At 68.4% G+C, this 24,248-nt stretch carries 23 protein-coding genes; 11 read left to right on the forward strand and 12 right to left on the reverse strand.

Going from position 1 to position 24,248, the window contains the following annotated elements; translation table 11 throughout:
- Positions 1 to 2: 2 nt before the first annotated feature.
- From BLQ49_RS25865 to BLQ49_RS25885, 5 genes are all read right to left on the reverse strand, one after another.
- Positions 3 to 596: a Uma2 family endonuclease gene (locus BLQ49_RS25865; RefSeq protein ID WP_091721687.1), complete on the reverse strand. Its 594-nt coding sequence runs from the start codon at positions 594 to 596 to the stop codon at positions 3 to 5.
- A gap of 15 nt (positions 597 to 611) precedes the next feature.
- Positions 612 to 899, reverse strand: a complete 288-nt coding sequence (locus BLQ49_RS25870; RefSeq protein ID WP_091721690.1) for a DUF5076 domain-containing protein — start codon at positions 897 to 899, stop codon at positions 612 to 614.
- 60 nt (positions 900 to 959) lie between these two features.
- Positions 960 to 2,402: a pyruvate dehydrogenase complex E1 component subunit beta gene (locus BLQ49_RS25875; protein WP_091721693.1), complete on the reverse strand. Its 1,443-nt coding sequence runs from the start codon at positions 2,400 to 2,402 to the stop codon at positions 960 to 962.
- A 57-nt stretch (positions 2,403 to 2,459) separates the two neighbouring features.
- Positions 2,460 to 3,533, reverse strand: a complete 1,074-nt coding sequence (pdhA, locus tag BLQ49_RS25880) for a pyruvate dehydrogenase (acetyl-transferring) E1 component subunit alpha (RefSeq protein ID WP_091721696.1) — start codon at positions 3,531 to 3,533, stop codon at positions 2,460 to 2,462.
- A 136-nt stretch (positions 3,534 to 3,669) separates the two neighbouring features.
- Complete coding sequence (locus BLQ49_RS25885) at positions 3,670 to 3,981, reverse strand: FtsB family cell division protein (RefSeq protein ID WP_091721699.1); 312 nt, start codon at positions 3,979 to 3,981, stop codon at positions 3,670 to 3,672.
- Positions 3,982 to 4,063: 82 nt separating this feature from the next.
- Between BLQ49_RS25885 and BLQ49_RS25890 the strand changes: the two genes are divergently transcribed.
- A complete protein-coding gene (locus BLQ49_RS25890) occupies positions 4,064 to 5,245 on the forward strand; it encodes an adenylate/guanylate cyclase domain-containing protein (RefSeq protein ID WP_091721701.1) in 1,182 nt (393 codons plus the stop codon).
- Between the two features lie 320 nt (positions 5,246 to 5,565).
- Here BLQ49_RS25890 and eno read toward each other — a convergent pair whose 3' ends face one another.
- Entirely contained in the window at positions 5,566 to 6,855 is a 1,290-nt protein-coding gene (gene eno / locus BLQ49_RS25895) for a phosphopyruvate hydratase (protein WP_091721704.1), read from the reverse strand.
- A gap of 240 nt (positions 6,856 to 7,095) precedes the next feature.
- On the opposite strand from eno, the gene queF reads away from it, so the two are divergent.
- Positions 7,096 to 7,548 carry a preQ(1) synthase gene (gene queF, locus BLQ49_RS25900; RefSeq protein WP_091721707.1) on the forward strand — a complete coding sequence of 151 codons (453 nt, stop codon included), beginning with the start codon at positions 7,096 to 7,098 and terminating at the stop codon, positions 7,546 to 7,548.
- A 36-nt stretch (positions 7,549 to 7,584) separates the two neighbouring features.
- On the opposite strand, the gene BLQ49_RS25905 is transcribed toward queF, so the two are convergent.
- Positions 7,585 to 8,031 (reverse strand): hypothetical protein, encoded by a 447-nt coding sequence (locus BLQ49_RS25905; protein WP_244507764.1) that lies wholly within the window; start codon positions 8,029 to 8,031, stop codon positions 7,585 to 7,587.
- A gap of 291 nt (positions 8,032 to 8,322) precedes the next feature.
- Positions 8,323 to 8,661 (reverse strand): hypothetical protein, encoded by a 339-nt coding sequence (locus BLQ49_RS25910; RefSeq protein ID WP_091721712.1) that lies wholly within the window; start codon positions 8,659 to 8,661, stop codon positions 8,323 to 8,325.
- A gap of 311 nt (positions 8,662 to 8,972) precedes the next feature.
- Here BLQ49_RS25910 and BLQ49_RS25915 point away from each other — a divergent pair, with 311 nt between their 5' ends.
- Positions 8,973 to 9,641, forward strand: coding sequence for a class I SAM-dependent methyltransferase (locus BLQ49_RS25915; protein ID WP_091721715.1), 669 nt, complete (start codon positions 8,973 to 8,975; stop codon positions 9,639 to 9,641).
- Positions 9,642 to 9,740: 99 nt separating this feature from the next.
- Here BLQ49_RS25915 and kdsA read toward each other — a convergent pair whose 3' ends face one another.
- Positions 9,741 to 10,595 carry a 3-deoxy-8-phosphooctulonate synthase gene (kdsA, locus tag BLQ49_RS25920; RefSeq protein ID WP_091721717.1) on the reverse strand — a complete coding sequence of 285 codons (855 nt, stop codon included), beginning with the start codon at positions 10,593 to 10,595 and terminating at the stop codon, positions 9,741 to 9,743.
- A 50-nt stretch (positions 10,596 to 10,645) separates the two neighbouring features.
- Positions 10,646 to 11,080, reverse strand: a complete 435-nt coding sequence (locus BLQ49_RS25925; RefSeq protein ID WP_244507765.1) for a hypothetical protein — start codon at positions 11,078 to 11,080, stop codon at positions 10,646 to 10,648.
- 652 nt (positions 11,081 to 11,732) lie between these two features.
- On the opposite strand from BLQ49_RS25925, the gene BLQ49_RS25930 reads away from it, so the two are divergent.
- Complete coding sequence (locus tag BLQ49_RS25930) at positions 11,733 to 12,512, forward strand: FkbM family methyltransferase (protein WP_091721723.1); 780 nt, start codon at positions 11,733 to 11,735, stop codon at positions 12,510 to 12,512.
- Between the two features lie 152 nt (positions 12,513 to 12,664).
- Positions 12,665 to 13,684: an alpha/beta fold hydrolase gene (locus tag BLQ49_RS25935; RefSeq protein ID WP_091721785.1), complete on the forward strand. Its 1,020-nt coding sequence runs from the start codon at positions 12,665 to 12,667 to the stop codon at positions 13,682 to 13,684.
- A gap of 46 nt (positions 13,685 to 13,730) precedes the next feature.
- On the opposite strand, the gene BLQ49_RS25940 is transcribed toward BLQ49_RS25935, so the two are convergent.
- The gene (locus BLQ49_RS25940; protein ID WP_091721725.1) at positions 13,731 to 14,906 is read right to left on the reverse strand and encodes an amidinotransferase; all 1,176 of its coding nucleotides are present in this window, start codon (positions 14,904 to 14,906) and stop codon (positions 13,731 to 13,733) included.
- A 210-nt stretch (positions 14,907 to 15,116) separates the two neighbouring features.
- Between BLQ49_RS25940 and BLQ49_RS25945 the strand changes: the two genes are divergently transcribed.
- The 6 genes from BLQ49_RS25945 (at position 15,117) to BLQ49_RS25970 (ending at position 21,480) form a co-directional block, all read left to right on the forward strand.
- Positions 15,117 to 16,226, forward strand: coding sequence for a flippase-like domain-containing protein (locus tag BLQ49_RS25945; protein ID WP_091721728.1), 1,110 nt, complete (start codon positions 15,117 to 15,119; stop codon positions 16,224 to 16,226).
- Positions 16,217 to 16,828: an MlaC/ttg2D family ABC transporter substrate-binding protein gene (locus BLQ49_RS25950; protein ID WP_091721730.1), complete on the forward strand. Its 612-nt coding sequence runs from the start codon at positions 16,217 to 16,219 to the stop codon at positions 16,826 to 16,828. Before BLQ49_RS25945 ends, BLQ49_RS25950 begins: the two co-directional genes overlap by 10 nt.
- Positions 16,829 to 16,912: 84 nt before the next feature.
- The gene (gene hpnI, locus BLQ49_RS25955) at positions 16,913 to 18,121 is read left to right on the forward strand and encodes a bacteriohopanetetrol glucosamine biosynthesis glycosyltransferase HpnI (RefSeq protein WP_091721733.1); all 1,209 of its coding nucleotides are present in this window, start codon (positions 16,913 to 16,915) and stop codon (positions 18,119 to 18,121) included.
- Positions 18,122 to 18,176: 55 nt separating this feature from the next.
- Positions 18,177 to 19,610 (forward strand): hopanoid biosynthesis associated radical SAM protein HpnJ, encoded by a 1,434-nt coding sequence (hpnJ, locus tag BLQ49_RS25960; protein WP_091721736.1) that lies wholly within the window; start codon positions 18,177 to 18,179, stop codon positions 19,608 to 19,610.
- A gap of 119 nt (positions 19,611 to 19,729) precedes the next feature.
- Positions 19,730 to 20,572, forward strand: coding sequence for a hopanoid biosynthesis-associated protein HpnK (gene hpnK / locus BLQ49_RS25965; RefSeq protein WP_091721738.1), 843 nt, complete (start codon positions 19,730 to 19,732; stop codon positions 20,570 to 20,572).
- 32 nt (positions 20,573 to 20,604) lie between these two features.
- Positions 20,605 to 21,480, forward strand: a complete 876-nt coding sequence (locus tag BLQ49_RS25970) for a bifunctional helix-turn-helix transcriptional regulator/GNAT family N-acetyltransferase (protein WP_091721741.1) — start codon at positions 20,605 to 20,607, stop codon at positions 21,478 to 21,480.
- Between the two features lie 4 nt (positions 21,481 to 21,484).
- Here the strand turns inward: BLQ49_RS25970 and BLQ49_RS25975 are convergent, their stop codons facing one another.
- Positions 21,485 to 24,151 (reverse strand): MMPL family transporter, encoded by a 2,667-nt coding sequence (locus BLQ49_RS25975; protein WP_091721787.1) that lies wholly within the window; start codon positions 24,149 to 24,151, stop codon positions 21,485 to 21,487.
- Between the last annotated feature and the right edge of the window lie 97 nt (positions 24,152 to 24,248).

Below are 24,248 nucleotides of genomic sequence, written 5' to 3' on the forward strand. Positions count from 1 at the left end.
CATCAGGTCTCGGGCTGGGCCGGGGCGGCCGGATCGTCGAAGGGAAAGAGGTCGTCGAAGGGGAACGGCACGGCGTCGTAGGGTGGCAGCGCCACGGTCTCGCCGCGCTCGATCGTGGCAAGGAGCACCCAGCGCCCGTCCGCGAGGGCGAAGCCTTCCAGCACGCCCGCGGCCGGATCGAGCAGCCAGAGGTGGCTAATTCCGGCCTCCGCATAGATGCGGCGCTTCGGACCGCGATCGAGGCGGGTCGTGGAGGGCGAGAGGATCTCGCACACCCAATCCGGCGCGATCTCGATATAGGCGCCCTCGGGCTCGGTCGGCATTCGCGAGCGGCGCCAACCCGCGAGATCGGGCACCACGATCTGGGATCCGAGATGAAGCTCCGGCTCGATCATGAAAATCCAGCCGCCAGGACCACCGCGTCCCCGGCTGAAGGTAAGGTCCAGCTCGCCGCCGAGCCGCACGGCTGCGCTGGCATGACGGGGCCGGGGCCGCGGATGCGTCTCCAGCACGCCATCGATGATCTCGGCGACGCGATGCTCCGGGACCGCCTCCAGATCCGCGTAGGTCGCCTGCCGATCAGCCGCCTCAGCCATGGTTGGCCGCCATCGTCAGTTGAGGCCGCCGGGGTCGAGCCCCTCGGCCTCCCAGCCGGCGCGGATGCGCTCCAGCGCCTCCTCCTCGGACATGTCGGTCTCCAGCGCGTAGGCGCGGGCCGCCTGCCGGGCGAGGTCGATCAGCAGCCGGCCCCAGGTGGCCGGGTCATCGAAGGAGCGGCGCAGCGCCACGCTCACCGCGCCATCCACCACGGCCGCGCGCAACACCTCGATGCCGCCCTGTTCCAGGGCGTCGGGCGGGATGGCGAGTTCGGCGAAGTCGCTGCTGGAATCCTGGCTCATGGCGCGCCGGCTGTTCCTCGATCCTGGCCGGGGCGGGCGACAGCGTCGCCCGCGCGCCCGTCACTTGTAGCAGACGCTCTTGGCGGCCTCGACGACCTCCGCCACGTTCGGCAGCGCCAGCTTCTCCAGATTGGCCGCATAGGGCATCGGCACGTCCTTGCCGGTGATGCGCAGGACCGGGGCGTCGAGGTAGTCGAAGGCGTCGGCCATCAGCCGCGCCACGATCTCGGCGCCGATGCCCGATTGCGGGAACCCCTCCTCCACGGTGATGCAGCGGCCGGTCTTCTTCACCGACTTGACCACCGTCTCGGAATCCATCGGGCGGATCGTGCGCAGGTCGATCACCTCGGCCTCGATCCCCTGCTCGGCCAGGATCTGGGCGGCCTTGAGCGCGTAGGTCATGCCGATGGCGAAGGAGACGATGGTCACGTCCGTGCCGGGGCGGTGGATCCGCGCCTTGCCGATCGGCAGCACGAAATCGTCGAGCTGCGGCACCGGAAAGGACTGGCCGTACAGGATCTCGTTCTCAAGGAAGATCACCGGGTTCGGGTCGCGGATCGCGGCCTTGAGCAGGCCCTTGGCGTCGGACGCCGTGTAGGGCGCGATCACCTTCAGGCCCGGCACGTTGGAATACCACGCGGCATAATCGTGGCTGTGCTGGGCGCCGACCCGGGCGGCCGCGCCGTTGGGGCCGCGGAACACGATCGGGCAACCGAGCTGGCCGCCGGACATGTAGAGCGTCTTGGCCGCCGAGTTGATGATGTGGTCGATCGCCTGCATGGCGAAGTTGAAGGTCATGAACTCGATGATCGGCTTCAGGCCGGCCAACGCCGCGCCCACGCCGATGCCCGCGAAGCCGTGCTCGGTGATCGGGGTGTCGACCACCCGCTTGGCGCCGAATTCCTGCAGCAAACCTTGCGTGATCTTGTAGGCGCCCTGGTACTCGGCGACCTCCTCGCCCATGACGAAGACGTCGCCGTCGCGGCGCATCTCCTCCGCCATGGCGTCGCGCAGGGCCTCGCGCACCGTGGTGGTGACCATCGGCGTGCCGGCCGGGAACTCCTCCATCACCGGCTCGTCGGCCTTGTTGGTGATGACCGCCGGCGCCGCCGGTGCCTTAGGAGCATCGTCGCCAGACTTCGCTGCGGGGGCGGCCTTGTCGGCCATGCCCTCGGCCTGCATGTCGGGCGTGGGTGCGGGATGGCCACCCGCACCGTTGGGCTTCGGCGCGCCGCCGGACTGGACGGTCGCCGGGTCCTCGCCTTCGCCCGCGATCACGGCGATCGGCGTGTTGACCGCCACACCCTCGGTGCCCTCCGCGATCAGGATCTTGGCGAGCACGCCCTCGTCGATGGCCTCCACCTCCATGGTGGCCTTGTCGGTCTCGATCTCGGCCAGCACGTCGCCGGACTTGATCGGATCGCCCTCTTTCTTCAGCCACTTGGCGAGCTTGCCCTCCTCCATGGTCGGGGAGAGGGCGGGCATCAGGATGTCGGTCGCCATGCTCAGCTCTGCGGTCGGATTCTCAATAGGGGGCGGCCAGCGTCGTCGGCGACGCGCTCAGGCGTGCGCGTCCAGCAAAATATCGGTCCACAGCTCGGACGGATCGGGCTCGGGATCGTTGGTGGCGAACTCGGCCGAAGCGTTGACGATCTCGCGGACCTTGGCGTCGGTCGCCTTCAGCTCGGTCTCCGGCACGCCGTGCAGCTCGAGCAGGCGCTTGCGCACCATCTCGATCGGATCGTGCTCGTCGCGCATCTTCGAGACCTCGTCCTTGGTCCGGTACTTGGCCGGATCGGACATGGAGTGGCCGCGGTAGCGGTAGGTCTGCATCTCCAGGATGTAGGGGCCCTGGCCGGTGCGGGCATGCTCGATCGCCCGGGTGGCGGCTTCGCGGACCGTGCGCACGTCCATGCCGTCGACCTGCTCGCCCGGAATGCCGAAGGAGAGGCCGCGCTTCGAGAAGTCGGTCTGCGCCGAGGCCCGGGCCACCGAGGTGCCCATGGCGTAGCGGTTGTTCTCGATCACGTATACGACCGGCAGCTTCCAGAGGGCCGCCATGTTGAAGCTCTCGTAGACCTGTCCCTGGTTGGCGGCGCCGTCGCCCATATAGGTCAGGCTGACCTTGCCGTTCTCCCGGTAATGGTCGGCGAAGGCGAGGCCGGTGCCGAGGGAGACCTGCGCGCCGACGATGCCGTGGCCGCCGAAGAACTGCTTCTCGCGGCTGAACATGTGCATCGATCCGCCCTTGCCGCGGCTGTAGCCGCCGCGGCGGCCGGTCAGCTCGGCCATGACGCCCTTCGGGTCCATGCCGCAGGCCAGCATGTGGCCGTGGTCGCGGTAGCCGGTGATGACCTGGTCGCCCTCGACCGAGGCCATCTGCATCCCGATCACCACGGCCTCCTGGCCGATATACAGGTGGCAGAAGCCGCCGATCAGGCCCATGCCGTAGAGCTGGCCGGCCTTCTCCTCGAAGCGCCGGATCAGCAGCATCTCGTGATAGGCGTGGAGGTCTTCGTCCCGCGTGAATTGCGGCATGTTGGGCGCCGGCTTGTGCGCCTCCGCGACCTGAGGACTTCCGGCCTGCGAAGCCGAGGACGCAGCGTCCTTGGCGGGCTCCTTGGCGGCATCCATCGGCGCACTCCCCATGATTCCACGCGACTTCGGGGGGTGTAGGACAGCGCCGGTTGGAAAGCGAGGGTCGCCGCTCTGACAGGAAGCCGTTGTTGTCAGAAGGCTTTCAGGAGGGCGGCGCTCGGCCGCGCCGCAATCACGGCGTGATGATGACCACGTCGTTGGTATGGACGCGCCCGAGCACGATCCGCGCGCGTTCCTCCAACAGGTCGCGGTCGATCTGATCGCTCTTGAGGAGGGCGACCCGGTGCTCCCAGGTGGCCCGCTCGGCCTTCACGGCGTTCAGCTCCTGGGTGAGCTGGTAGGCGCGGATCTTGAGAACCTTCTTGGCTTCCAAACCGCGGTTGCCGCTCTCGGCCTGCCACACGAAATAACCGACCACGAGCGCCGACAGGGTCCAGAGACCCAGCGGCAACACGACCATTCTGACTCGGCGGCGCACGACCATGGCGTGACCCTCGCGCGGAAAGGTTAACGGATCTCTTCGATCATGGTCCGCGACCGATACGAACAAAGGGCGAGCCTGAGGGATGGACCTGACGCATCTGAGGCGCTGGATCGCCGAGCACGCCACGGCGACCGACGACCACGACACCCTGCTCTCCGGCTTCTGCGAGACGCTGGTCGAGGCCGGCATCCCGGTCTGGCGGGTCAGCGTCATGGCCCCGGCCCTGGACCCGACGTTGCGCGGCGTCAGCCTCAACTGGCACGCGGGCGAGGGTATGTCCTTCATCGCCAACGCCTACGGCGCCGACGAGGAGAGCGACTGGCTCCTGAGCCCCGTCTACGCCCTGGTGGAAACCGGCGAGACTTTTGGCCGCTGGCGCCTGGATGCCCCTGAGCTGGAAGCGGACTTTCCGGTCCTGCAGGCGCTGGGTGCGCAGGGCGGGGTCGACTACGTCCTGCACATCGTCGCCTTCGCCCCCGGCACGGCGCTGCAAGGCATCGCGGTCTCATTCTGCACCCGCGAGGCTGCCGGCTTCAGCGCGGCGCACCTGTCAGCCATCGCCGACGTGCTGCCGTTCCTGACCCTGGCGATCGCCAAGATGGGCTTGGCCCACACCTTCCGCGAGGTGTCGGCGACCTATCTCGGCCGGTCCACCGCCGAGCGCATCCTCAACGGCCAGATCCGGCGGGGCGAGGGACGCGCCGTGCCGGCGGCCATCCTGCTCACGGATTTGCGCGGCTTCACCGCCCTGGCCGACCGGGTGGACCCCGCCGACATGGTCACGTGGCTCAATGCGCATTTCGACGCCCTCGGCGATCCGGTGGAGCGGCACGGCGGCGAGATCCTGAAGTTCTTGGGCGACGGGTTCCTGGCGATCTTCCCGGTCCCGGATGCCGGCACCCTCCCCTGCCCGGTCTGCGGCGCAGCCCTGGATGCCGCGATCGAAGGCCTCGCCGCCAACGCGACGCTCAATGACCGCCGGCGCGCAGCGGGGCTGCCCGAACTCGCGGCCGAGTGCGTCGTGCATTTCGGGACGGTGATCTACGGCAATGTTGGGACCGAGCGGCGCCTCGATTTCACGATCATCGGACGGGCGGTCAACGAGGCCAGCCGGATCGAGAGCCAATGCGCGGCGCTGGGCCACGACCTCCTCGTGTCGGAGGCTTTCGCCGAGCGCTGCGCGCGGCGGCTGGAGCCGGTCGGGACGATCGAATTGCGCGGCCTGTCGCGCCCGATGCGGGTCTGGACCGTACCGGACGAGTGAGGGTCAGCCTTGTCGTCGAGCGCCGAGTGGATCGCTTGAGGTGCCGCCCTCTACCGGGGGTGCATGCCGCGCCCGTGGATGCGTTCCGGGATCCGGCACGGGACGTCGCGAAGCGCCCGTCTGATTCAACCTGTGCCGCGGGCGCGGCTTGTCTCTGTGCCGGCTCCCGGGTCAGGTTCCGCTGCCATGCCACCGGTGCGGGACGAGGTCGCGGTTCGTGACAGAACCAGCGCGTCCTTTTCAAGCGCGGCGCTGCGCTGCGTCTTCGCTGCGCGAACCACAAGGCCCACCTGGCTCCGGCAAGGTGGGCCTGCGCGTCTTCAGCGCCGGGCGAGCTGCTTGAGCGCGGCGGGGCCGGCGTAGAGCGCCTGCGGGCCGAGGCCCTCCTCGATCCGGATCAGCTGGTTGTACTTGGCCAGTCTGTCCGAGCGGGCGAGCGAGCCGGTCTTGATCTGCCCGCAATTGGTGGCGACCGCGAGGTCGGCGATGGTCGAATCCTCGGTCTCGCCCGAGCGGTGCGACATCACCGCGGTGTAGCCGGCGCGCTGGGCCATATCGACCGCCGCCAGGGTCTCGGTGAGCGTGCCGATCTGGTTGACCTTGATGAGGATCGAGTTCGCCGTGCCCTCCCCGATGCCCCGCGACAGGCGCTCGACATTGGTGACGAACAGGTCGTCGCCCACGAGCTGGCACCGGTCGCCGATCTTCTCGGTCAGCAGCTTCCAGCCGGCCCAGTCGTCCTCCGACATACCGTCCTCGATCGAGACGATCGGGTAGGCATCCACCAGCTGGGCGAGGTAATCGACCTGCGCCTCGATGGTGCGGGTCGTCCCCTCGCCCTCATAGGCGTAGCCGCCGCCCTTGAAGAACTCGGTGGCGGCGCAGTCGAGGGCGAGCGCGATGTCCTGGCCCGGCGTGAAGCCGGCGGCGCTGATCGCGTCCATCACGAAGTCGAGGGCCGCCTCGGCCGAGGGCAGGTTCGGGGCGAAACCGCCCTCATCGCCGACATTGGTGTTGTGCCCGGCCTTCTTCAGCTTGCCCTTGAGGGTGTGGAACACCTCGGAGCCCATGCGCACGGCCTCGGCGAGCGAATCGGCGCCCACCGGCATGATCATGAATTCCTGGAAGTCGATCGGGTTATCGGCATGTGCGCCGCCGTTGATGATGTTCATCATCGGCACCGGCAGCACCCGGCCCTGCACGCCGCCGACGTAGCGGTAGAGCGGCAGGCCCGAAGCCTCGGCCGCGGCCTTGGCCACCGCCAGCGACACGCCCAGGATCGCGTTGGCGCCGAGCCGCGCCTTGTTGGGCGTGCCGTCGAGCTCGATCATCGCCTCGTCGACCGCGACCTGATCTTCGGCCTCCATGCCGCCGATCGCGTCGAGGATCTCGGTCTGGGCCGCCTCGACCGCCTTGAGCACGCCCTTGCCGAGGAAGCGACCCTTGTCGCCGTCGCGCAGCTCCACCGCCTCGTGGGCGCCCGTGGAGGCGCCTGAGGGGACCGCGGCGCGGCCGAAGGAGCCGTCTTCCAGAATCACGTCCACCTCGACCGTGGGATTGCCGCGGCTGTCGAGGATCTCGCGGGCGCTGATATTGGTGATCGCGGTCATAGAACGTCCTCTCGCGGGGGCCGCGGGTCGGCGGTCGCATCCCAATCTGGGGGGCGGCGCATCGCGGCGGCTTATCCAGCAAGCCGCGTTCGGCGGCAAGCGCAGGCGGGCGGTCGACTTGTGTGTCCCGCGGCTAAAGCGTCGGAGCGCCGGCACCGGAAAATGGCCGCGGCGTCGAGGGATGCGCCAAGGGGTGGGCCAAGGGATGCGCCGCGCGGCGCGGCGTTCTATACGCGCGCCATGACGATGCCCAATGACCTCCAGCTCGGCCAGCCAGCGCCCCTGCCGACTTCCCCCGAGGATGCTCGCCTCGACCGGGTGCCGAATCCGCACGCCGATACGGACTACGTAGCCCGGTTCACCGCACCCGAATTCACCTCGATCTGTCCGGTGACGGGGCAGCCCGACTTCGCCATCCTGGTCATCGACTACGTGCCGGGCGACTGGCTCGTGGAGTCGAAGTCGCTGAAGCTCTATCTCGGTTCGTTCCGCAACCACGGTGCGTTCCACGAGGATTGCACGGTGGCGATCGGCAAGCGGCTTCGCGACCTTCTGGAGCCGCGCTACCTGCGCATCGGCGGGTTCTGGTATCCCCGCGGCGGCATCCCGATCGACGTGTTCTGGCAGACGGGTGAGCTACCCAAGAATGCGTGGCTGCCCGATCCGGGGGTTGCGCCCTATCGCGGGCGATGACGGTCCGGGCTTCGCGCCGCGAAGGCGGTCGGGGCCTCACTCCGTCTGGATCAGACTGCGCCTCGTGCGGGCCAACAGGCTTTCCTGCACGGGGATCGGCCCCTGATGGATTGCCGCGATGTTGGCGAGCATCCGTTCGAGGTCGGCCAGCTCCGAAGCCGTGAGCTTCTGGCGCAGCAACGGCGCGAGATGACCAAGGGCCGTGTCGGTATCCGCGACCTGATGAGCCGCGTGGCGGATATAGGTCATCCGTGTCGCCAGATCGTCGCCCGGCGGTACGATCGCGCGCAGCTCGGCCTCGATCGCCGCCTCCTGCTCCGGCGTCGGCGTGCCGCGTGCGAGCGCGACGCGATACATCAGGACGCCGGCTGCATCGATCGGGTTTCGAATCGCGCGCACCGGTGCGGCCCGAAAGGCGGCCTCGCTCTCCGCACGGCGCTTGGCATTGCGTCGATCGGCCAGGGCGCAGTCGATCTGCGCCATGCCGTCGCCGTACCGGAACCAGTAGACCAGCCCGGAGAGGATCGCTCCGACAACCGCAGCGATGATCGGCAACTTCCGTCTCCCCATGAGTCGACCGCACGGGGGCAGGATGTCGCACCCTGGGGTGGAATGCAATCACCTCATAGGAATACAAGCTTTGGTTGCGGCGCCAATGAATTTTCGAACCGCGCTCCGCTGCGTTTCCAATCCGGCGGGCGGCGCATCGCCGGAGGACACAAGAAAGGCGACCGGCTCGCGCCGGTCGCCTCCGATCCATCCGGATCTCGGATCTTAGTAGCCGTAGCCGTAGTAGCCGTAGCCCGGGGTGGCGTAGCCATAGCCACCGTAAACCGGGGCGTAGCCGTAGCCATAGGACGGGGCGTAGCCATAGCCGCCGCCGTAGTAGCTGTCGCGGGCCGCGCCGGCGGCGATCGCACCGGCCGCAAGGCCGGCGATGCCGAGGCCGATGGCGGCGCCGGTGCCGATGCCGCGACGGCCGCGGTAGTAGCCGTGGCCATAGCCGCCGTAGCCGCCATGGTAGCCGTAGGGACGGGCCTCGGCGCTCGATGTGACGGCGACGCTGCCGAGGGCCAGGGCGGCGGCGGTGGCGATGATACCGATCTTGCGCATGACGTTCCTTCTCGATCCTCGATCGAACTAGCCCAATAACGTAGCCGTCACGGGACAGTTCCAAGTTTCGGAAGGTCTTGGCGTGCGGATCCGCACACAGGTCCGATTATGAACCGCGGTTCATTGTTAACACAGCGCGGTGATGCGGTGGGAGCTTGACCATTCGATCCGAAACCTTGAGAAGATTTTCCCGTACCGGGGAATCCCGTCTGCCTCGGCCGGCCGGCAATCCCGCGGAGGCGCAGCCAACCGGCGGGCATCGCCTCCGACCTACGCCGACCCTAAAGATGGGAACGGTGGAGGACCGACCGATGGACGCCCTGACCCTGATCCGCAAGACCTTCGCGCCGCTCGCCGATAGGCGGATTCTCGATATCGGGTGCGGCGCCGGAACCCTCGCCAAGCGGCTGGCCGAGGATGGCGCGGCGGTGACCGGCATCGACCCGGGCCCGGCCGCCCTCGCCCAAGCCCGGGCCGCCGTTCCGGAGGCGCGGTTCGAGGCCGCCTCGGGCGAGGCCCTGCCCTTCCCCGATGCCAGCTTCGACGGAGCCGTGATGCTCAACGCCCTGCATCACGTGCCCAACCCCGCCGCAGCCCTGCGCGAGGCCGCGCGCGTGCTGATTCCGGGTGGGTCGCTCGTGGTGGTGGAACCCCTGGCGAGGGGCAGTTTCTTCGACGCCCTGCGGCCGATCGAGGACGAGACCGCGGTCCGGGCGGCCGCGCAGGAGGCGATCGCGGCCGCCGTGGCCGACGGTACGCTCGCGTGCCGCCGCGATGTCATCGTCGAGCGGCGGGAAAGTTTCGCGAGCCTCGATGCCTTCCTGAAGCGGGTCTGCACCGTGGACCCTGCACGCGCGGCGGTGATCGAGGCCCGGCACGCTGTGGTGGAAGCGGCGTTCGAGAGTGCGGCGGACCGCGCGGCGGACGGGGGCTACGGCCTCGTCCAACCCCTGCGGATCCAGGTGCTGACACCCGCCTGATCCGAGTGTCGAAAGGGCGAGCCCTTTCGCGGGTCCAGGGGTTGGTCACGGCCTTGCCCGCACGACCCACCAAAGGGCCCGCCTTCTGGATGCCCCGCCTTACGCGGCGCGAACCTTGGCCAGCCTGTCGAACGCGATCAGTTCGTCGAGCAGCGCCGGCATGTGCTTCAGCGCCACCATGTTGGGGCCGTCGGAGGGGGCCCGGTCGGGATCGGGATGGGTCTCGATGAACACCCCCGCCACCCCCACCGCTACGGCGGCCCGGGCCAGCACGGCGACGAATTCCCGCTGACCGCCGGAACTCGCACCCTGGCCGCCCGGCTGCTGGACGGAATGGGTCGCGTCGAACACGACCGGTGCGCCGCCCGTCACCTGCGCCATGATCGGCAGGCTGCGCATGTCCGAGACCAGGGTGTTGTAGCCGAAGGAGGCGCCCCGCTCGGTGACGAGGACGTTCGGGTTGCCGGCCTGCGTCACCTTGGCGGCGACGTGTTTCATGTCCCAGGGCGCCAGGAACTGGCCCTTCTTGATGTTGACCGCCCGGCCGGTCGCCGCCGCCGCCAGGAGCAGGTCGGTCTGGCGGCACAGGAAGGCCGGGATCTGAAGCACGTCCACGGCCTCGGCGGCCCGGGCGCACTGCTCGGCGGCGTGCACGTCGGTCAGGACCGGCAGGCCCAGGGACTCACGAATCTCCGCGAAGACCGGCAACGCCTCGTCCAGGCCGACGCCGCGGGCGGCGCTGCCCGAGGTGCGGTTGGCCTTGTCGAAGGAGGCCTTGAACACGAGCCCGATCCCGGCGCGCGCCGTCATCTCCTTCAGCGCGGCGGCGATCTCCAGGGCGTGGCCCCGCCCCTCCAGCTGGCACGGGCCTGCGATCAGGCTGAGCGGCAGGTGGTTGGCAAAGCGTGCGCTGCCGACCTGAACGACGGCGCCGGATGGTTCGGTGTTCGACATGCGGCCGGTCTAGCGCCGTTCCGGACCGCCTTGCAATCGGAGCCGGCGGTTCAGCCTACGTGCCGGCTCCGCGACCGCCCCGGCCGGGGTGCGATCCGGCAGACCGTGAGATCGTCCCGCAAGGCATCGGCCCGGGGCCCGGTCTCGCACAGCATCAGCGCCTTGCCGAAGCCTCCACGGCGGGGGGCGTCCGCAAGCAGGCTGGCCTGGTGCAGGTTGAGGGCCAGAACCTCAGCGGCGGCGGGATCGGCTCCGGCAACGGCCCGGGCCGCGCGGCCGACCAGAATGAAATAGGCCTGTGACGGCTCCCGGTCGCGGGAGGCCACGGTGATCCGTGCGGGCGCCCGACAATCGAGGCTCATCCGCTCGGCATCCTCGGCGCGGAACACCGCGAATGGGCCGGCCCGGCCGGCGAGCGAAGCACCGGTCTCACGGATCACCTTGGCGGCGAGCGCGTCGCAGGCATCCGCCGCATGGGCTGGCACGGAAGCAAGACCGCTCAGGATAGCAAGCGTTAAGATCGATTCCGGCAGCCTCATCATTGACTTGCTCCGCATCCTCTGCAATAGATCCTCACAAGATTGGCTTCAGTGAAGAGTAATATTCTGATCAAGCAGGTTTATTTACTGTAGAAAACTTTGGTGAGCGCTGAGTTTTCCGGTAATGTGATGCGAATACCAGAAAAGATGAGGTTTGATAGTTCTATCGTCGCCAACCGTCGCTGGATAAGACGGGAGACTCGGGTTCGAACGGCCGAATGCGGCATCGTGGCCCGGCGATGATGGGGCTGGCGTGAGGCGGTCATGAACGGTCTGAGTGAACGTCGCCTGGATGGGTGCGGGCCCCGTCCCACGACGATCCGCGCTCATCCGCTGGTGCTGGAACTGGCGGATCGGAGAAGAGAGGGGGCCATGCCGATCTATGATCGTTGGCCGAAAAAGTTCCGGGCGTGCCGAGCGGGCGCCGGTCAGGATGTGATCGCCGGGGCGGTCGGCTCCGGGGCGATCCGATGTCGATGCCGCCCGGCGCTGCGGGGTGGTTTGCACAGGACGAAGGCCGGACGTTCGTCTCAACGAACCCATAGGCTGACGTCCCGTGCGCAGTGATTGAGTTGCGGGCGTACCAAGGAGTCGAGTCGTGGAAAACGAACTTGAAATCGTGTTCAAGTCGGTCTTGGGGATTAGGGACACGCTTGAAGACTCCATCTCGGAGATCAAGAGCCTCATCGGTCCGGGCCAGGAGGCTTATGCCGAGCCGATCGATTTCCTCGCCTTCGCGGCCCGGAGAGCTTCGCTTTCCAAGGCCCCACGCCTCCAGGATCTTTGGGTCCTGTTCGAGCTCGGGGAGAAGCGGAACGGGTATTTCGTCGAGTTCGGCGCTGCCGACGGTGAGGGCAGCACCACGTTGCTGCTTGAAAAATCCTACGGCTGGCAGGGCGCGATTGCGGAACCGGCCCGCAGCCGCCTCGACAAGCTGCGCGCCAGCCGCTCATGCTACATCTCGAACAAGTTCATCTACACGGATGATGGCTTGAAGATCCTGTTCAACGACGCGGGGACGATCGAAGATTCCTCGGGCGGACGAGCCACCCAGGGCACCCGTCGGGGCGGGAAGCGGTACGAGGTCGAGAGCGTCACGCTGCGCAGCTTCCTGCAGGCTGCCGAGGCGCCACGAACGATCGACTACATGTGCATCAACGTCGAAGACGATACGGTCGATCTATTGGAACGCTTCGATTTCTCGGAGCGCGACGTCACGCTCTTCAGCATTGCGGCCGCTGACGCGCAGCAGAGCGAGGCCCTTGGCGCGGTGCTGAACCGGAACGGTTACGAACGCCGGTTCAAGGCTTTCTCCACGTCCGAGGATTGGTACATCAAGCGCGATGCGGCGCAGGCGTCACGCTCGGCCGCAGCGTGAGGCCGGCACGGGGCGGCTGGATCGCCCCAACCGCCGCCCCGCGTGAGGACCTAGGGGAGAGCCTGGGTGGGCCGGGGACGTAGACAGCACCGCCCAGATGCTCGATCTGTGCGGGCGGCGCGGCCTCGCGCGCCGCCCGCATGCAGGCTCCGATGCAGCCCCTCTTCCAAACGATCCTCGCCGCCGCGATCCTCGCGCTGGCGCTCCCCGACGCGGCGTCGGCCGAGCGTGTCGCCGAGCCGTCCTACGGGGCGGAGCTGGAGGGCTTCGCCTACCCCTTCCCGGTGAAGCGCTTCACCTTCCCGTCGCAGCGCCAGGAGCTGCAGATGGCCTATCTCGATGTCCCGGCCGAAACCCCGAATGGCCGCACCGCGGTGCTGCTACACGGCAAGAATTTCTGCGCCGCCACCTGGGAGAGCCAGATCCGGGCGCTGAGCGCCGCTGGCTACCGGGTGATCGCGCCCGACCAGATCGGCTTCTGCAAGTCGAGCAAGCCGGCGGCCTATCAATTCACCTTCCGGCAGCTCGCCGAGAACACGCACGCCCTGCTGGCGACGCTGGGTGTCGAGCGCCCGATCCTGATCGGCCATTCGACGGGCGGCATGCTCGCCGCGCACTATGCCCTCCTCTACCCGAGGGAGGTCGAACAGCTGGTGCTGGTCAATCCCGTGGGCCTGGAGGATTGGAGCGCCAAGGGCCTGCCGCCGGTCTCCCTGGAGCAATGGTACCAGCGCGAGCTGAAGGTCTCGGCAGCGTCGATCCGCGCCTACGAGACGGCGACCTATTACGCCGGTCATTGGGAGGCGCGCTACGAACCCTGGGTGACGATGCTGGCAGGGCTCAACAACGGTCCGGGCAAGGCTGCGGTCGCGTGGGATTCGGCGCTCGTCTACGACATGATCGTCACCGAACCGGTGCTCTACCGGTTCCCGCAGATCGCGGTGCCGACGCTGCTGATGATCGGCCAGAAGGACAATACGGCGATCGGCAAGGATCTCGCCCCGCCGGAGGTGCGGGCGAGCCTCGGTCACTATCCGGAGTTGGGCAAGGCGGCCGCGCGGGCGATTCCGGGGGCGCGGCTCGTGGAGTTTCCCGAGCTCGGCCATGCGCCGCAGATGTCCGACCCGGAAGGGTTCAATAAGGCGCTGATCGAAGGGATCGCGGTGCGGTAAGTGCGGGTGGCCCCTCGCCTAGCGCGGGATGGGGCCACCCGGGATCTCAGAAGTACGACTTCAACACCCCGCGGCGGCGCACATCGAGGGTGGCGCAATGGAACGAGCCGCCGAACGGGCCGTAGCTCAGGAACGGCGCCGGGATCGGATCGAAGCCCCAGTCCTTGAGCGCCTTGATCAGCGTCGGCTGGCTCTGGTCGACGACGATCTTCTTCTCGGTGATCGCCAGGACGTTGATCGAGGTCCAGGGCGAGCACATCGAGATCTTGCTCATGAAGCCCTCGACCGGGTCGGGGCGCGGCGCGATCAGCACGTCCCACTTCTTGAGCACGGCGGGCAGCTTCTCGACATCGACGTAGTCCGGGTTCACCAGCACCTTGCCGGGGGCCAGCGGCATGAACGACGAGTCGATGTGCATCGGCTGCGGGCAGCGGCTCTCGATCTCGTGGATGCGGAAGCCTGGGCCGAGGTGGCGGCGCAGCCACTCGATGCCCATCAGGTTCGTCACGTTCGAGCGGGTCACGAACAGGTCGCGGCCGCAGCGCACGAAGTCGGCGGCGTCGAAGACCGGCTCGAACTCATTGACGGTGAACTGCATGGGCTCGCCGGCCTTCAGGTTCGGCACCCGGTAGTCGTAGTTGTAGAGATCGTCGGTCAGCTGCGGCCGCGGCGCCGAGGTCCAGCGGGCGCCGGCCCGGAAGTATTCCTTGAACAGCGAGCGGTAGGCGTCGCCCTCGAAGTAGCGGGAGCGCCAGCACATCGGGCTCTCGATGATCTCGTCGCCGATGACGAGGTACGGATCGCGCGGGCAGGCCACGCAGAAGCCCCGGGACGACCAGCGCGGCGCCTTGAACTTTTTCGAAAAGTCCACCGCGTCGGGGCGGCGGACCTTCACGCCCTCACCGGCCAGGATGGTGATGAAGTTGTCGAGCTCGGCCTGCGCGAGCTTCTTCATGAACTTCGGATACTTCCAGCCGCTCGCCAGCCGGTAGAACGGCTGTGCGGCGCGCGGCAGGTTGAAGATCACCGTGAGATGGTGGGTCGGGATGGTGGCTCCATCGAGGGAGCCGACGATCACCTCCTCCAGCGGATCCCACTCGTTCCAGGCCATGACCGGCGAGTGGGGAGCGGGCACGCCCGGCGCCGCTCCGCCCGCGTAGCTGCCGGCATGCGTGTCCTCGCTCACGGCCTCAAGGGCCGTGATCGGTGATTCGCGCTCCATGACGTGTGCCCCTTCTGCGACGTGCCGCGGCCTTCTACGCAGGCTCTTCAGCCCCGCCGCCGCTTTGGCTCCCGGTGTGTTAAACGGGTGATAGACAGCGCTCATCCGTCCTGCAACGTGACAGAAACGTTCTCGGCTCGGCTGACCTATTTCTGCCGCGACCGTGACCGATTTCCCGCATCAAGCCTGTTGCGAGCTTGAAAGACGACAATGAAGCGCCTGACGACCTTGGCCTCGATCGCCGGTCTCTGCACGGTCGTCGGCCTGTTCATGTCCTCCGGTCTCGAGGACGTTTCGGCCGCCGTCGTGAGTGCCGGCTGGGGTGCCGCCCTGGTGGTGCTGGCTCGCATCGTGGCGGTCGCCTGGGCGGGCATGGGCTGGCACGTCGTATTTCCGAAAGGGTCCGCCCGGCTCGCCGACTGCGTGTCGCTGCGCTTCGTGCGCGAGGGCATCAACACGCTGCTTCCGGTGGCCACGGTCGGCGGCGATTTCGTCGGCGCACGCCTCCTGTCCAAGCGCGGCGTTCCGGGGGCGCTGGCGGGCGCCAGCATGTTCGTCGACCTGATGACCCAGGCGCTGACGCAGCTCCTGTTCACGGTTGTCGGCCTCGCCCTGCTGGTCGCGATCTGCGGCGACGGGCCGATCGCCCGGACCGTGGAGGGCGGCCTCGCCCTGGCGGTGCCGGCGCTCGGTGCCTTCTACCTGATCCAGCGCCGGGCCGGGCACCGCCTGATCCAGGGCCTGCTCAGCCGCTTCGCCTCGGGCCGCGAATGGCGTGCCTTCGGGGCGATCGACCAGCTCTACGACAGCCTGCGCCGCCTCTATGCCAACCATGCGCGCTTCGCGGCCGCGCTAGTGGTCCATTTCGTCGGCTGGGTGATCGGCACCCTCGAGGTCTATGTCTGCCTGCATTTCATGGGCTACCCGATCGACTTCGCGCAGGCGCTGATGATCGAGAGCTTGGCTCAGGCGGTCCGCGGGGCGGCCTTCGCGGTGCCCGGGGCTCTGGGCGCCCAGGAGGGCGGCCTGATCGCCCTGTGCGGCCTGTTCAACATCCCGGCCGAGGCGGCGCTCGCGCTCTCGCTGGTCAAGCGCTTCGCCGATCTCGGCGTCGGCCTGCCGAGCCTGCTGCTCTGGCACCGGATCGAGAGCAAACTGCGCGCAGAGGCCCCCGAGGAGGAGCGTGCGGCGGATGCTGAGACCGGACGCACCGCCCTGCGGGTTTCCCAGCCTGCGACACTCGGGCCGTTCTACAGCTACGCCCCGCCCCGGATGGGCGCGCGGCTCGGCGACGGCGAGGAGTTGAAGAAGTGCGCCTGACCCGCCGGCTTGCGGCCGCCCTGATCGCCGCACCGCTCCTCGTTCCGGTTTCCGCATGGGCCGCGGACGATCCCGCCGTCCAGACGGTGCGTGACCTCTACGCCGCCTTCTCGGCCGCGCTGAAGGATGGGCCCAGCCCCCTGCCCGCACGGGTCGCGGCCGTGGGCCCGGCGATGGATAAGGCCTTCGACTTCCCCGCCATGGCCCGCATCGCGGTCGGCTCGAAATGGTCGAGCTTCACCCCGGAGCAGCAGGCGGCGGTCACCGACGCGTTCAAGCGCAGCCTGACCGTGACCTACGCCAACCGCCTCGCCCGCGCCGCCGGGGGCAAGTTCGACGTGACCCCGAACGTCGAGGAGCGCGGCGCCCAGCGGGTGGTTCCGACGCGCGTCACCGCGGCGGACGGCGACGATTCCGAGGTCGACTTCGTCGTGAATGCCAATAACCGCATCCAGGACGTCCTGCTCAACGGCGACGTGAGCGAGATTGCGGCCCAGCGCACCGCCCTGTCGGCGCCGCTGAAGGCGGGGGGGGCGGACGGCGCCGTGAAGTTCCTGCGCCAGCGGGCTGACGGCATGCTCGCGGCCAAGCCCACGCCGTGAGCGCCTCCCCTGTTGCCGCCCTGAACCGGCCGTTCGCGGCCATTGCTGCCTGAGGCGGCGGGACGATCGCACGGACCCGACCGGATGGATGTTTCCGCCCTGACGCTGCTCGCCCTCTCGTGGCTCTCGCTGATCTGCCTGATCCTGGCAGCGGTGGGCTGCCTCTACGGGCTGGCGGCCGCCTATTGCGCCGGTCGCTACGCGGCCCGCACGGTCCCTGCCCTGGCGCCCGGCGCTCCCCGGCCCTCCGTGACGGTGCTGAAACCCCTCTGCGGGCTGGAGCCGTCGCTCTACGCCAATCTCGAGAGCGTCCTGCGCCAGGATTATGCCGGGCCGGTCCAGATCGTGTTCGGCGTCCAGAAGGCCACCGATCCGGCGATCGGCGTGGTGGAGCAGCTGAAGCAGGCCTATCCAGCGGCGAGAATCGACCTCGTGATCGATGCCCGCCAGCACGGCTCGAACCGCAAGGTCTCGAACCTCATCAACATGGCCGAGCGGATCGGCCACGATGTGGTGGTGCTGGCTGACAGCGACATGGTGGTCGGCCCCGACTACCTGGAACGTCTGGTCGCCGAGCTGTCGCAGGAGGGCGTCACCGGCGTCACCTGCCTCTATCACGGGGTGCCGGCCTTCCAGGGCCTCTACGACCGGCTCTCGACGCTGGCGATCGACACGCACTTTCTGCCGAACGTGGTGATGGGCCTGAGCCTGGGGCTCGCCAAACCCTGTTTCGGCTCCACGGTCGCCTTCACCCGGGCGAGCCTGGAGGCGGTGGGGGGCTTCCGCACCTTCCGCAACGACCTCGCCGACGACTATGCCATCGGCGCGGCGCTGCGCGGCCTCGGCGGCCGGGTGGCGATCCCGAGCTTCACCATCGGGCACACCAGCGTCGACACCGAGCTTGCTGGCCTGTGGCGGCACGAGCTGCGCTGGAACCGCACCATCCGCACCGTCGATCCCGCGGGCTATGCCGGCTCGATCGTCACCCATGCGTTCCCGCTGGCCCTCGTGGCCGCGCTGCTGCCGGGTGCGGGCATCGGCACCCTCGCGGTGGCCGGCTTCGCCCTGGCGAGCCGCATCCTGCTCTGCCGACAGGTCGAGCGGGCCTTCCGCCTCGCCCCGCACCCCTACGGACTGTTGCCGATCCGCGACATCCTCTCCTTCCTGAACTTCACCTGGGCCTTCGTGTCGGGGGCGGTGACATGGAAAGGTCATGATTATCACGTGGTTGCGGATGGCACCCTGATCCCCGACGCGGAGCTCGGCAGCGACGCCGGCGCGCCGCTCCGCTGATCCTCACCAATCCCCTCCGCCCCTCCCCCCGCACTGCCCTGAGGCCTTGAACCCCATGCGCACGCTCTTCCTCCAGGCCCCCACCTTCGACGGTTTCGACGGCGGCGCCGGCTCCCGTTACCAGGCCAAGCGCGAGATCAAGTCGTTCTGGTACCCGACCTGGCTGGCCCAGCCGGCCGCGCTGGTGCCGAACTCAAAGCTGATCGACGCGCCGCCGCACAACATCAAGCTTCCCGAGATCGTGGCCCAGGCCAACGACTTCGACCTCGTCGTGCTCCACACCTCGGTGCCGTCGTTCAAGTCGGACGTGAAGACGATCGAGGCGCTCAAGGCCGCCAACCCGAAGCTCATCGCCGGCCTGATCGGCGCCAAGGTCGCGGTCGACGCGGCCGGCGCCATGGCCCAGGCCCCGGTGGTCGATTTCTGTGCCCGCAACGAGTTCGACTTCACCGTCAAGGAAGTCGCCGAGGGCGTCCCCATGTCGGAGATCAAGGGGCTGTCCTATCGCGATGCCAACGGTGTCGTGGTCCACAACGAGGACCGCGAGATCATGACCGATATGGATCAGCTGCCCTTCGTCACCAGCGTCTACAAGCGCGACCTGGAGATGGAGAAGTACTTCATCGGGTACCTGAAGCACCCCTACATCTCGTTCTATTCGGGCCGGGGCTGCAAGAGCCGCTGCACCTTCTGCCTCTGGCCGCAGACGGTCGGCGGCCACACCTACCGCACTCGCTCGGTCGCTCACGTGATCGAGGAGATCAAGTACTGCCTGAAGGAGTTCCCGCAGACCAAGGAGTTCTTCTTCGACGACGACACCTTCACCGACAACCTGCCGCGCGCCGAGGAGATCGCCCGCGAGCTCGGCAAGCTCGGCGTGACGTGGTCGTGCAACGCCAAGGCGAACGTGCCGCGTGAGACCCTGAAGGTGCTCAAGGAGAACGGCCTGCGCCTGCTGCTGGTCGGCTACGAGTCCGGCAACCAGACCATCCTGCACAACATCAAGAAGGGCATGCGGGTCGAGGTCGCGGAGAAATTCACGAAGGATTGCCACGAGCTGGGTATCGCCATCCACGGCACCTTCATCCTCGGCCTGCCGGGTGAGACCAAGGAGACGATCCAGGAGACGATCGCCTTCGCCAAGCGGATCAACCCGCACACGATCCAGGTCTCGCTGGCGGCCCCCTACCCGGGCACCTTCCTGTACAAGCAGGCGGTGGAGAATGGCTGGCTCGACATCGAGAACGCCGAGCTCGTCGACGAGAACGGCGTGCAGGTCGCGCCGCTGCACTACCCGCACCTCTCGCACACCGAGATCTTCACCTCGGTCGAGGAATTCTACAAGAAGTTCTACTTCCGGGCGCCGAAGATCGCCTCGATCGTCAGCGAGATGGTGCGCTCGCCCGACATGATGAAGCGCCGCCTGCGCGAGGGCGTCGAGTTCTACCGCTTCCTCAAGGAGCGCCAGGGCACCGCCAAGGCGGCCTAAGTCAGGGGTCCGGGGCCCACGGCCCCGGCGGGGAGCGGGGCGGAGCCCCGCTTCTTCCCAGGGCTCCGCCCTGGACCCGCGAGAGGGCTCGCCCTCTCGACACCCGTTACGAGGTTTGCGTGAAGCGTCTGGTCGTCACCGCGGATGATTTCGGGCTGAGCCTTGAGGTCAACGAGGCCGTCGAGCAGGCGCATCGCGAGGGAATCCTGACCGCGGCGAGCCTGATGGTCTCGGCGCCGGCCGCCGCCGACGCGGTGGGGCGGGCCAAGCGGATGCCATCCCTGCGGGTCGGGCTGCACCTCGTCCTCGTGGAGGCATGGCCGACCCTCCCCGCCGCGGACCTGCCCGATCTGACCGACGCGGCCGGCCTGATGCGGGCCGACATGGCCCGCCTCGGCCTCGATTTCGCTCGCAAGCCCGCGGCCCGGCGTCAGCTCGCCGCCGAAATCCGCGCCCAGTTCGAGGCCTACCGGGCGACCGGGCTGCCGCTGGACCACGTCAACGCCCACAAGCATTTCCACGTCCATCCGCTGATCGCGGGCGCCGTGCTGCGTATCGGCCGCGCCTTCGGGATGCGCGCCATCCGGGTGCCCCGGGAGCCGCGGGAGATCCTGCGCCGCGCCGAGCCCGGCGCCCGCCCGCGGGCCGCCCTCGATATCGCCCCCTGGGCGGCGCTGCTTGCCGTGCGCGCCCGGCAGGCCGGGCTGCTGATTCCGGACCGGACCCTCGGCCTTGCGTGGTCCGGCGCCATGACGCCGGCCCGCGTGGCGGCGCTCCTGCAGCGTCTCCCGGACGGACTGACCGAGCTCTACACACATCCGGCCACAGCGGCCGGCTTCCCAGGCGAGGCTCCGGGCTATCGGTATGCCGACGAGCGGGATGCGCTGATCGCCCCCGCATCCCGGGTGGCTGCCGACACGTCGGGCGCGGTGCGCGGCGGATTCTCCGACTTCCTCGGTTGACCGGCTTCGATATCTGACTTTAGTCAGATAACATGAAAACGATCGACATCGCCCGCATCCGTCGGTTCGCCCGCGCCGTCACCGCCGAGGTTGGGGCGCTCGATTCCTCGTTCCTCGGCCGCGGCCGACCCTTAGGCGCCGCGCGTGTCCTGAACGCCATCGGCGCCGGCCGCACCGAGATCGGCGATATCCGCGCCTATCTCGGCCTGGATTCCGGCCTGATGAGTCGTCTCCTGCGAAGTCTCGAAGATGAGGGACTGATCGTGACGGTGCCGCATCCTGCGGATGGCCGCCGCCGGGTCGCGTCCCTGACCGCGGCGGGGCGGCGCGAGTTCGAAGCCTACGAGGCGCTGTCGGATGCCCGTGCCGTCGACCTTCTCGAACGTGTGCCGCAGGCGGACGCCCTCCTGCACGCCATGGATCGGGTCGCCCTTGCTCTGGGCCGCGACACCATCGCGGTCGAGGAGGTTGACCCCGAAAGCGAGCGCGCCCGTGCTTGCCTCGCCGCCTACTATGCCGAGCTGGCGACCCGCTTCGCGAGCGGCTTTGACGTCACCTTGTCCTGCGATCCCGAAGCCGCCGCCATGGTGCGGCCCCGCGGCGCCTTCTTGCTCGCCGTTGCGGATGGCTTGCCCGTCGGGTGCGTCGGCCTGAAGGGGAGCGGCGGCCCGGTCGCGGAGATCAAGCGGCTCTGGATCGATCCCGCCGCCCGGGGCCTCGGCCTCGCCAAGCGGCTGATGCAGGCGATCGAGGCGGCAGCCCGCGACCTCGGCATCCGGACGCTGCGGCTCGACACCAACAGCGCCCTCCCCGAGGCGCTGACGCTCTACCGGCGGTCGGGTTGGGTGGAGATCGACCGGTTCAACGACGACCCCTACCCGGACCACTTCTTCGAGAAGGCGCTCTGACCGGCTACTTCGCCGGCACCGGATCCTTCAACCCGGTGCTCTTCCGGAGCGCCGCGCCGGCGGCCTTCTCGGCCTCGGGTCGATCCTCGTCGGGCTGCACGGGTGGCTCGCCCAGCGTCGCCGGCACCACGAAGAACGCCGCCACCAGGGTGAAGAACAGCGACAGCGCCAGCAGCTTGCCCATGCTCGCCGTCCCCGGGTGGCTCGACAGGACCAGCGATCCGAAGGCGCTGCCGGTGGTGAGCGCCGAGAAGAAGATCGCCCGCGTCAGGCTAGAAGCCAGCATGTCGGTGACGCCCGCCCGCCACGCGATCACGTAGTAGATATGGAAGGCCACACCCACCGCGAGCATCAGCGGCAGGGCGATGATGTTGGCGAAGTTCAGGGGCATGCCGATGAGGCGCAAGGCCATCAGCGTCCAGAGGGTGGCGATGACCAACGGGCCCAACGTCATCGCGACGTCCCAGGGCTTGCGCAGGGCGACCGAGAGGATGACGAAGATCAGCACGAAGGCCGTCACCGCCGCCTGCACGAAGGCGCCCAGGATCGTGTAGCTCGATTGCGTGGTGGCGACCGGCGCGCCGGTGGCATGGGGTGCAACCTTCAGCACCTCGTCCGAGAAGGTGCGCAGCACCGTATCGTCGTTCGAGTCGCCCTTGGGATGGACCTCGATGCGGGCGCGCCCGTCCGCCGCCACCCAATCGGCCTTCAACTGCGGCGGCAGGTTCTCCAGCGTGATCTTCTCCGGGTGCAGCAGGTCGCGCAGACGCGCGAGCAGCGGCACGAGATCCTTGGTCAGGGCGACGGAGGCTGCCTCACGCTGCTGCACCGGCCCGGCGGCGAGCTTGTCCAGCGTGCCGGCGAGCTGCTTCGCCTCCTGGGCGCCCTTCTGGTCCCCCTTGGCATCGCCCGACACGCCGTTCAGGGCCGTGGCGGCGTCCTTGAGTGCCTTGACGTTGTCGGCGTCGGTGGGCGGAGGCGGCCGGCGGCCCGGGTTGAGCACCGGGTCGAGGAGCTGCGCCGTGTCGGCGATCTGCGCGAGCTTCTTGTCCTGGTCGCGCGGCACGAAGGTGTCGATGCTGTTGACCGAGGCCGTGACCGGCAGTGCCATCAGCTTCTGCGACAGGGTCGGCACCGCCTCGACGTTCGGGGCCAGTACGTCGATGAAGTTCGGGCTGGTCTCGGGGTTCTTGATGAGATCCAGATACGTCGCGATCGACTGCGTCTTCGGGCTGCGCAGGTGCATCGGGTTCGAATCGAACGGCAGATGCCAGAGCAGCGGCGCCCCCGCCAGGGTGACGAGGCCGACGGCGATCAGGATCGGCTTGCGGTTGCGGATGATCCAGGGGTCGACGCCCACCAGCCAATCGGTCTGCACCGCCGCCTTCTCGCCCTCGGGCTTGAACACCGCGATCAGCGCCGGCAGCAGCGTCAGGGCGAACAGGAAGGCCACGACCATGCCGACGCCGGCAATCAGGCCCAGCTCCGAGACGCCCCGGAAGGCGGTGGGCAGGAAGGCGAAGAAGCCCGCCACCAGCGACACTGCGGCGAGCGTCAGCGACCAGCCGACTCCGCGGGCGGCGGCGCGGATCGCGCTCTCCAGGGTCGGCTGCTCGTAGCGGTCGGCCCGGTAGCGCACCGAGAACTGGATGCCGAAATCGATGCCGAGTCCGACGAACAGGGCCGCGAAGGCCACCGAGATCGGGTTCAGCTCCTTGACCATGAGGAGGCCGAGCGCGGCGGTGACGATGAGGCCCGCAAAGGTGGTGATGATCACCGCGCCGACGAGCTTGCCCGAGCGCAGGGCCAGCCACAGGAACAGCACGATCGCCCCGACGATGATGCTGTTGTTGATCCCGGCATCCTCCGAGAGCGTCGCGAATTCCTCGTCGGCCACCGCGACCGTGCCGGTGAGCCGCATGCGCAGGCCGTGCTCGGAATCGATCTTGAGGTCCTGGGCAACGTTCCGGATCAGCTTGGTCGCCTGATAGCCGGGCTCCAGGGCGTTGAAATCCAGTACCGGCTGGATGACCACGAACTTCATCTTGTCGGTGACGCTGCTCTCACCGTTGGAGAGAAGCTCCTGCCAGGACATCCGCGCCGGCTGGCCGGCCAGCACCTTCTGGAGGGTGGCATCGATCTGCCCCATGGGCTTCTCGAGATCCTCCAGCTTGGCGTCCCCGGTCTTCACGCCACGGGCGCCCAGCGTCAGCACCCGCATCACGCCGCGCAGCGACGGGTCGGCGGCGAGCGGGCCGAGCAGCCCCTGCTGCTGGGTCAATGATTCGAGGGTCTTGTCGAGGTCGGCCTGCGACATCAGCAGCAGGCCGTTCTTGTCGAAGAACGGGCCGCCATCCGGGCGATAGACGGTCTCGATCAGGTTCTTGTGGGCCGTCAGCGCCTTGGCTAGGTTGGTGGCGGCTTCCTCAGTCTCCTCGGGCGTCTCGCCGTTGATGACCGCCACGATGGTGTTCGACCGTTGCGGGAAGGCCTGCTCGAAGTTGATCTCGTCCTGGCGCCACGGCTCCTTCGGATCGATCAGCCGCTCGACATCGGTGTTGATCCGGAACAGGTGCGCCGCGACTCCAGTGCTCGCGACCGTGACGAACGCCACGAGGGCGAGCACGATCCACCGATACCGCACCGAGAACGCGACGAGACTTTCGATCACGAGCACCCTGCCTGTTTGCCTCGGACGCGCACACGGCGCAGCCGACACATGCCATCGAACACATCGGGATCCGGGTGACCGGCTTTGGCGAGGCTCA

The sequence above is a fragment of the Methylobacterium phyllostachyos genome (assembly GCF_900103445.1).
Lineage (GTDB): Bacteria > Pseudomonadota > Alphaproteobacteria > Rhizobiales > Beijerinckiaceae > Methylobacterium > Methylobacterium phyllostachyos.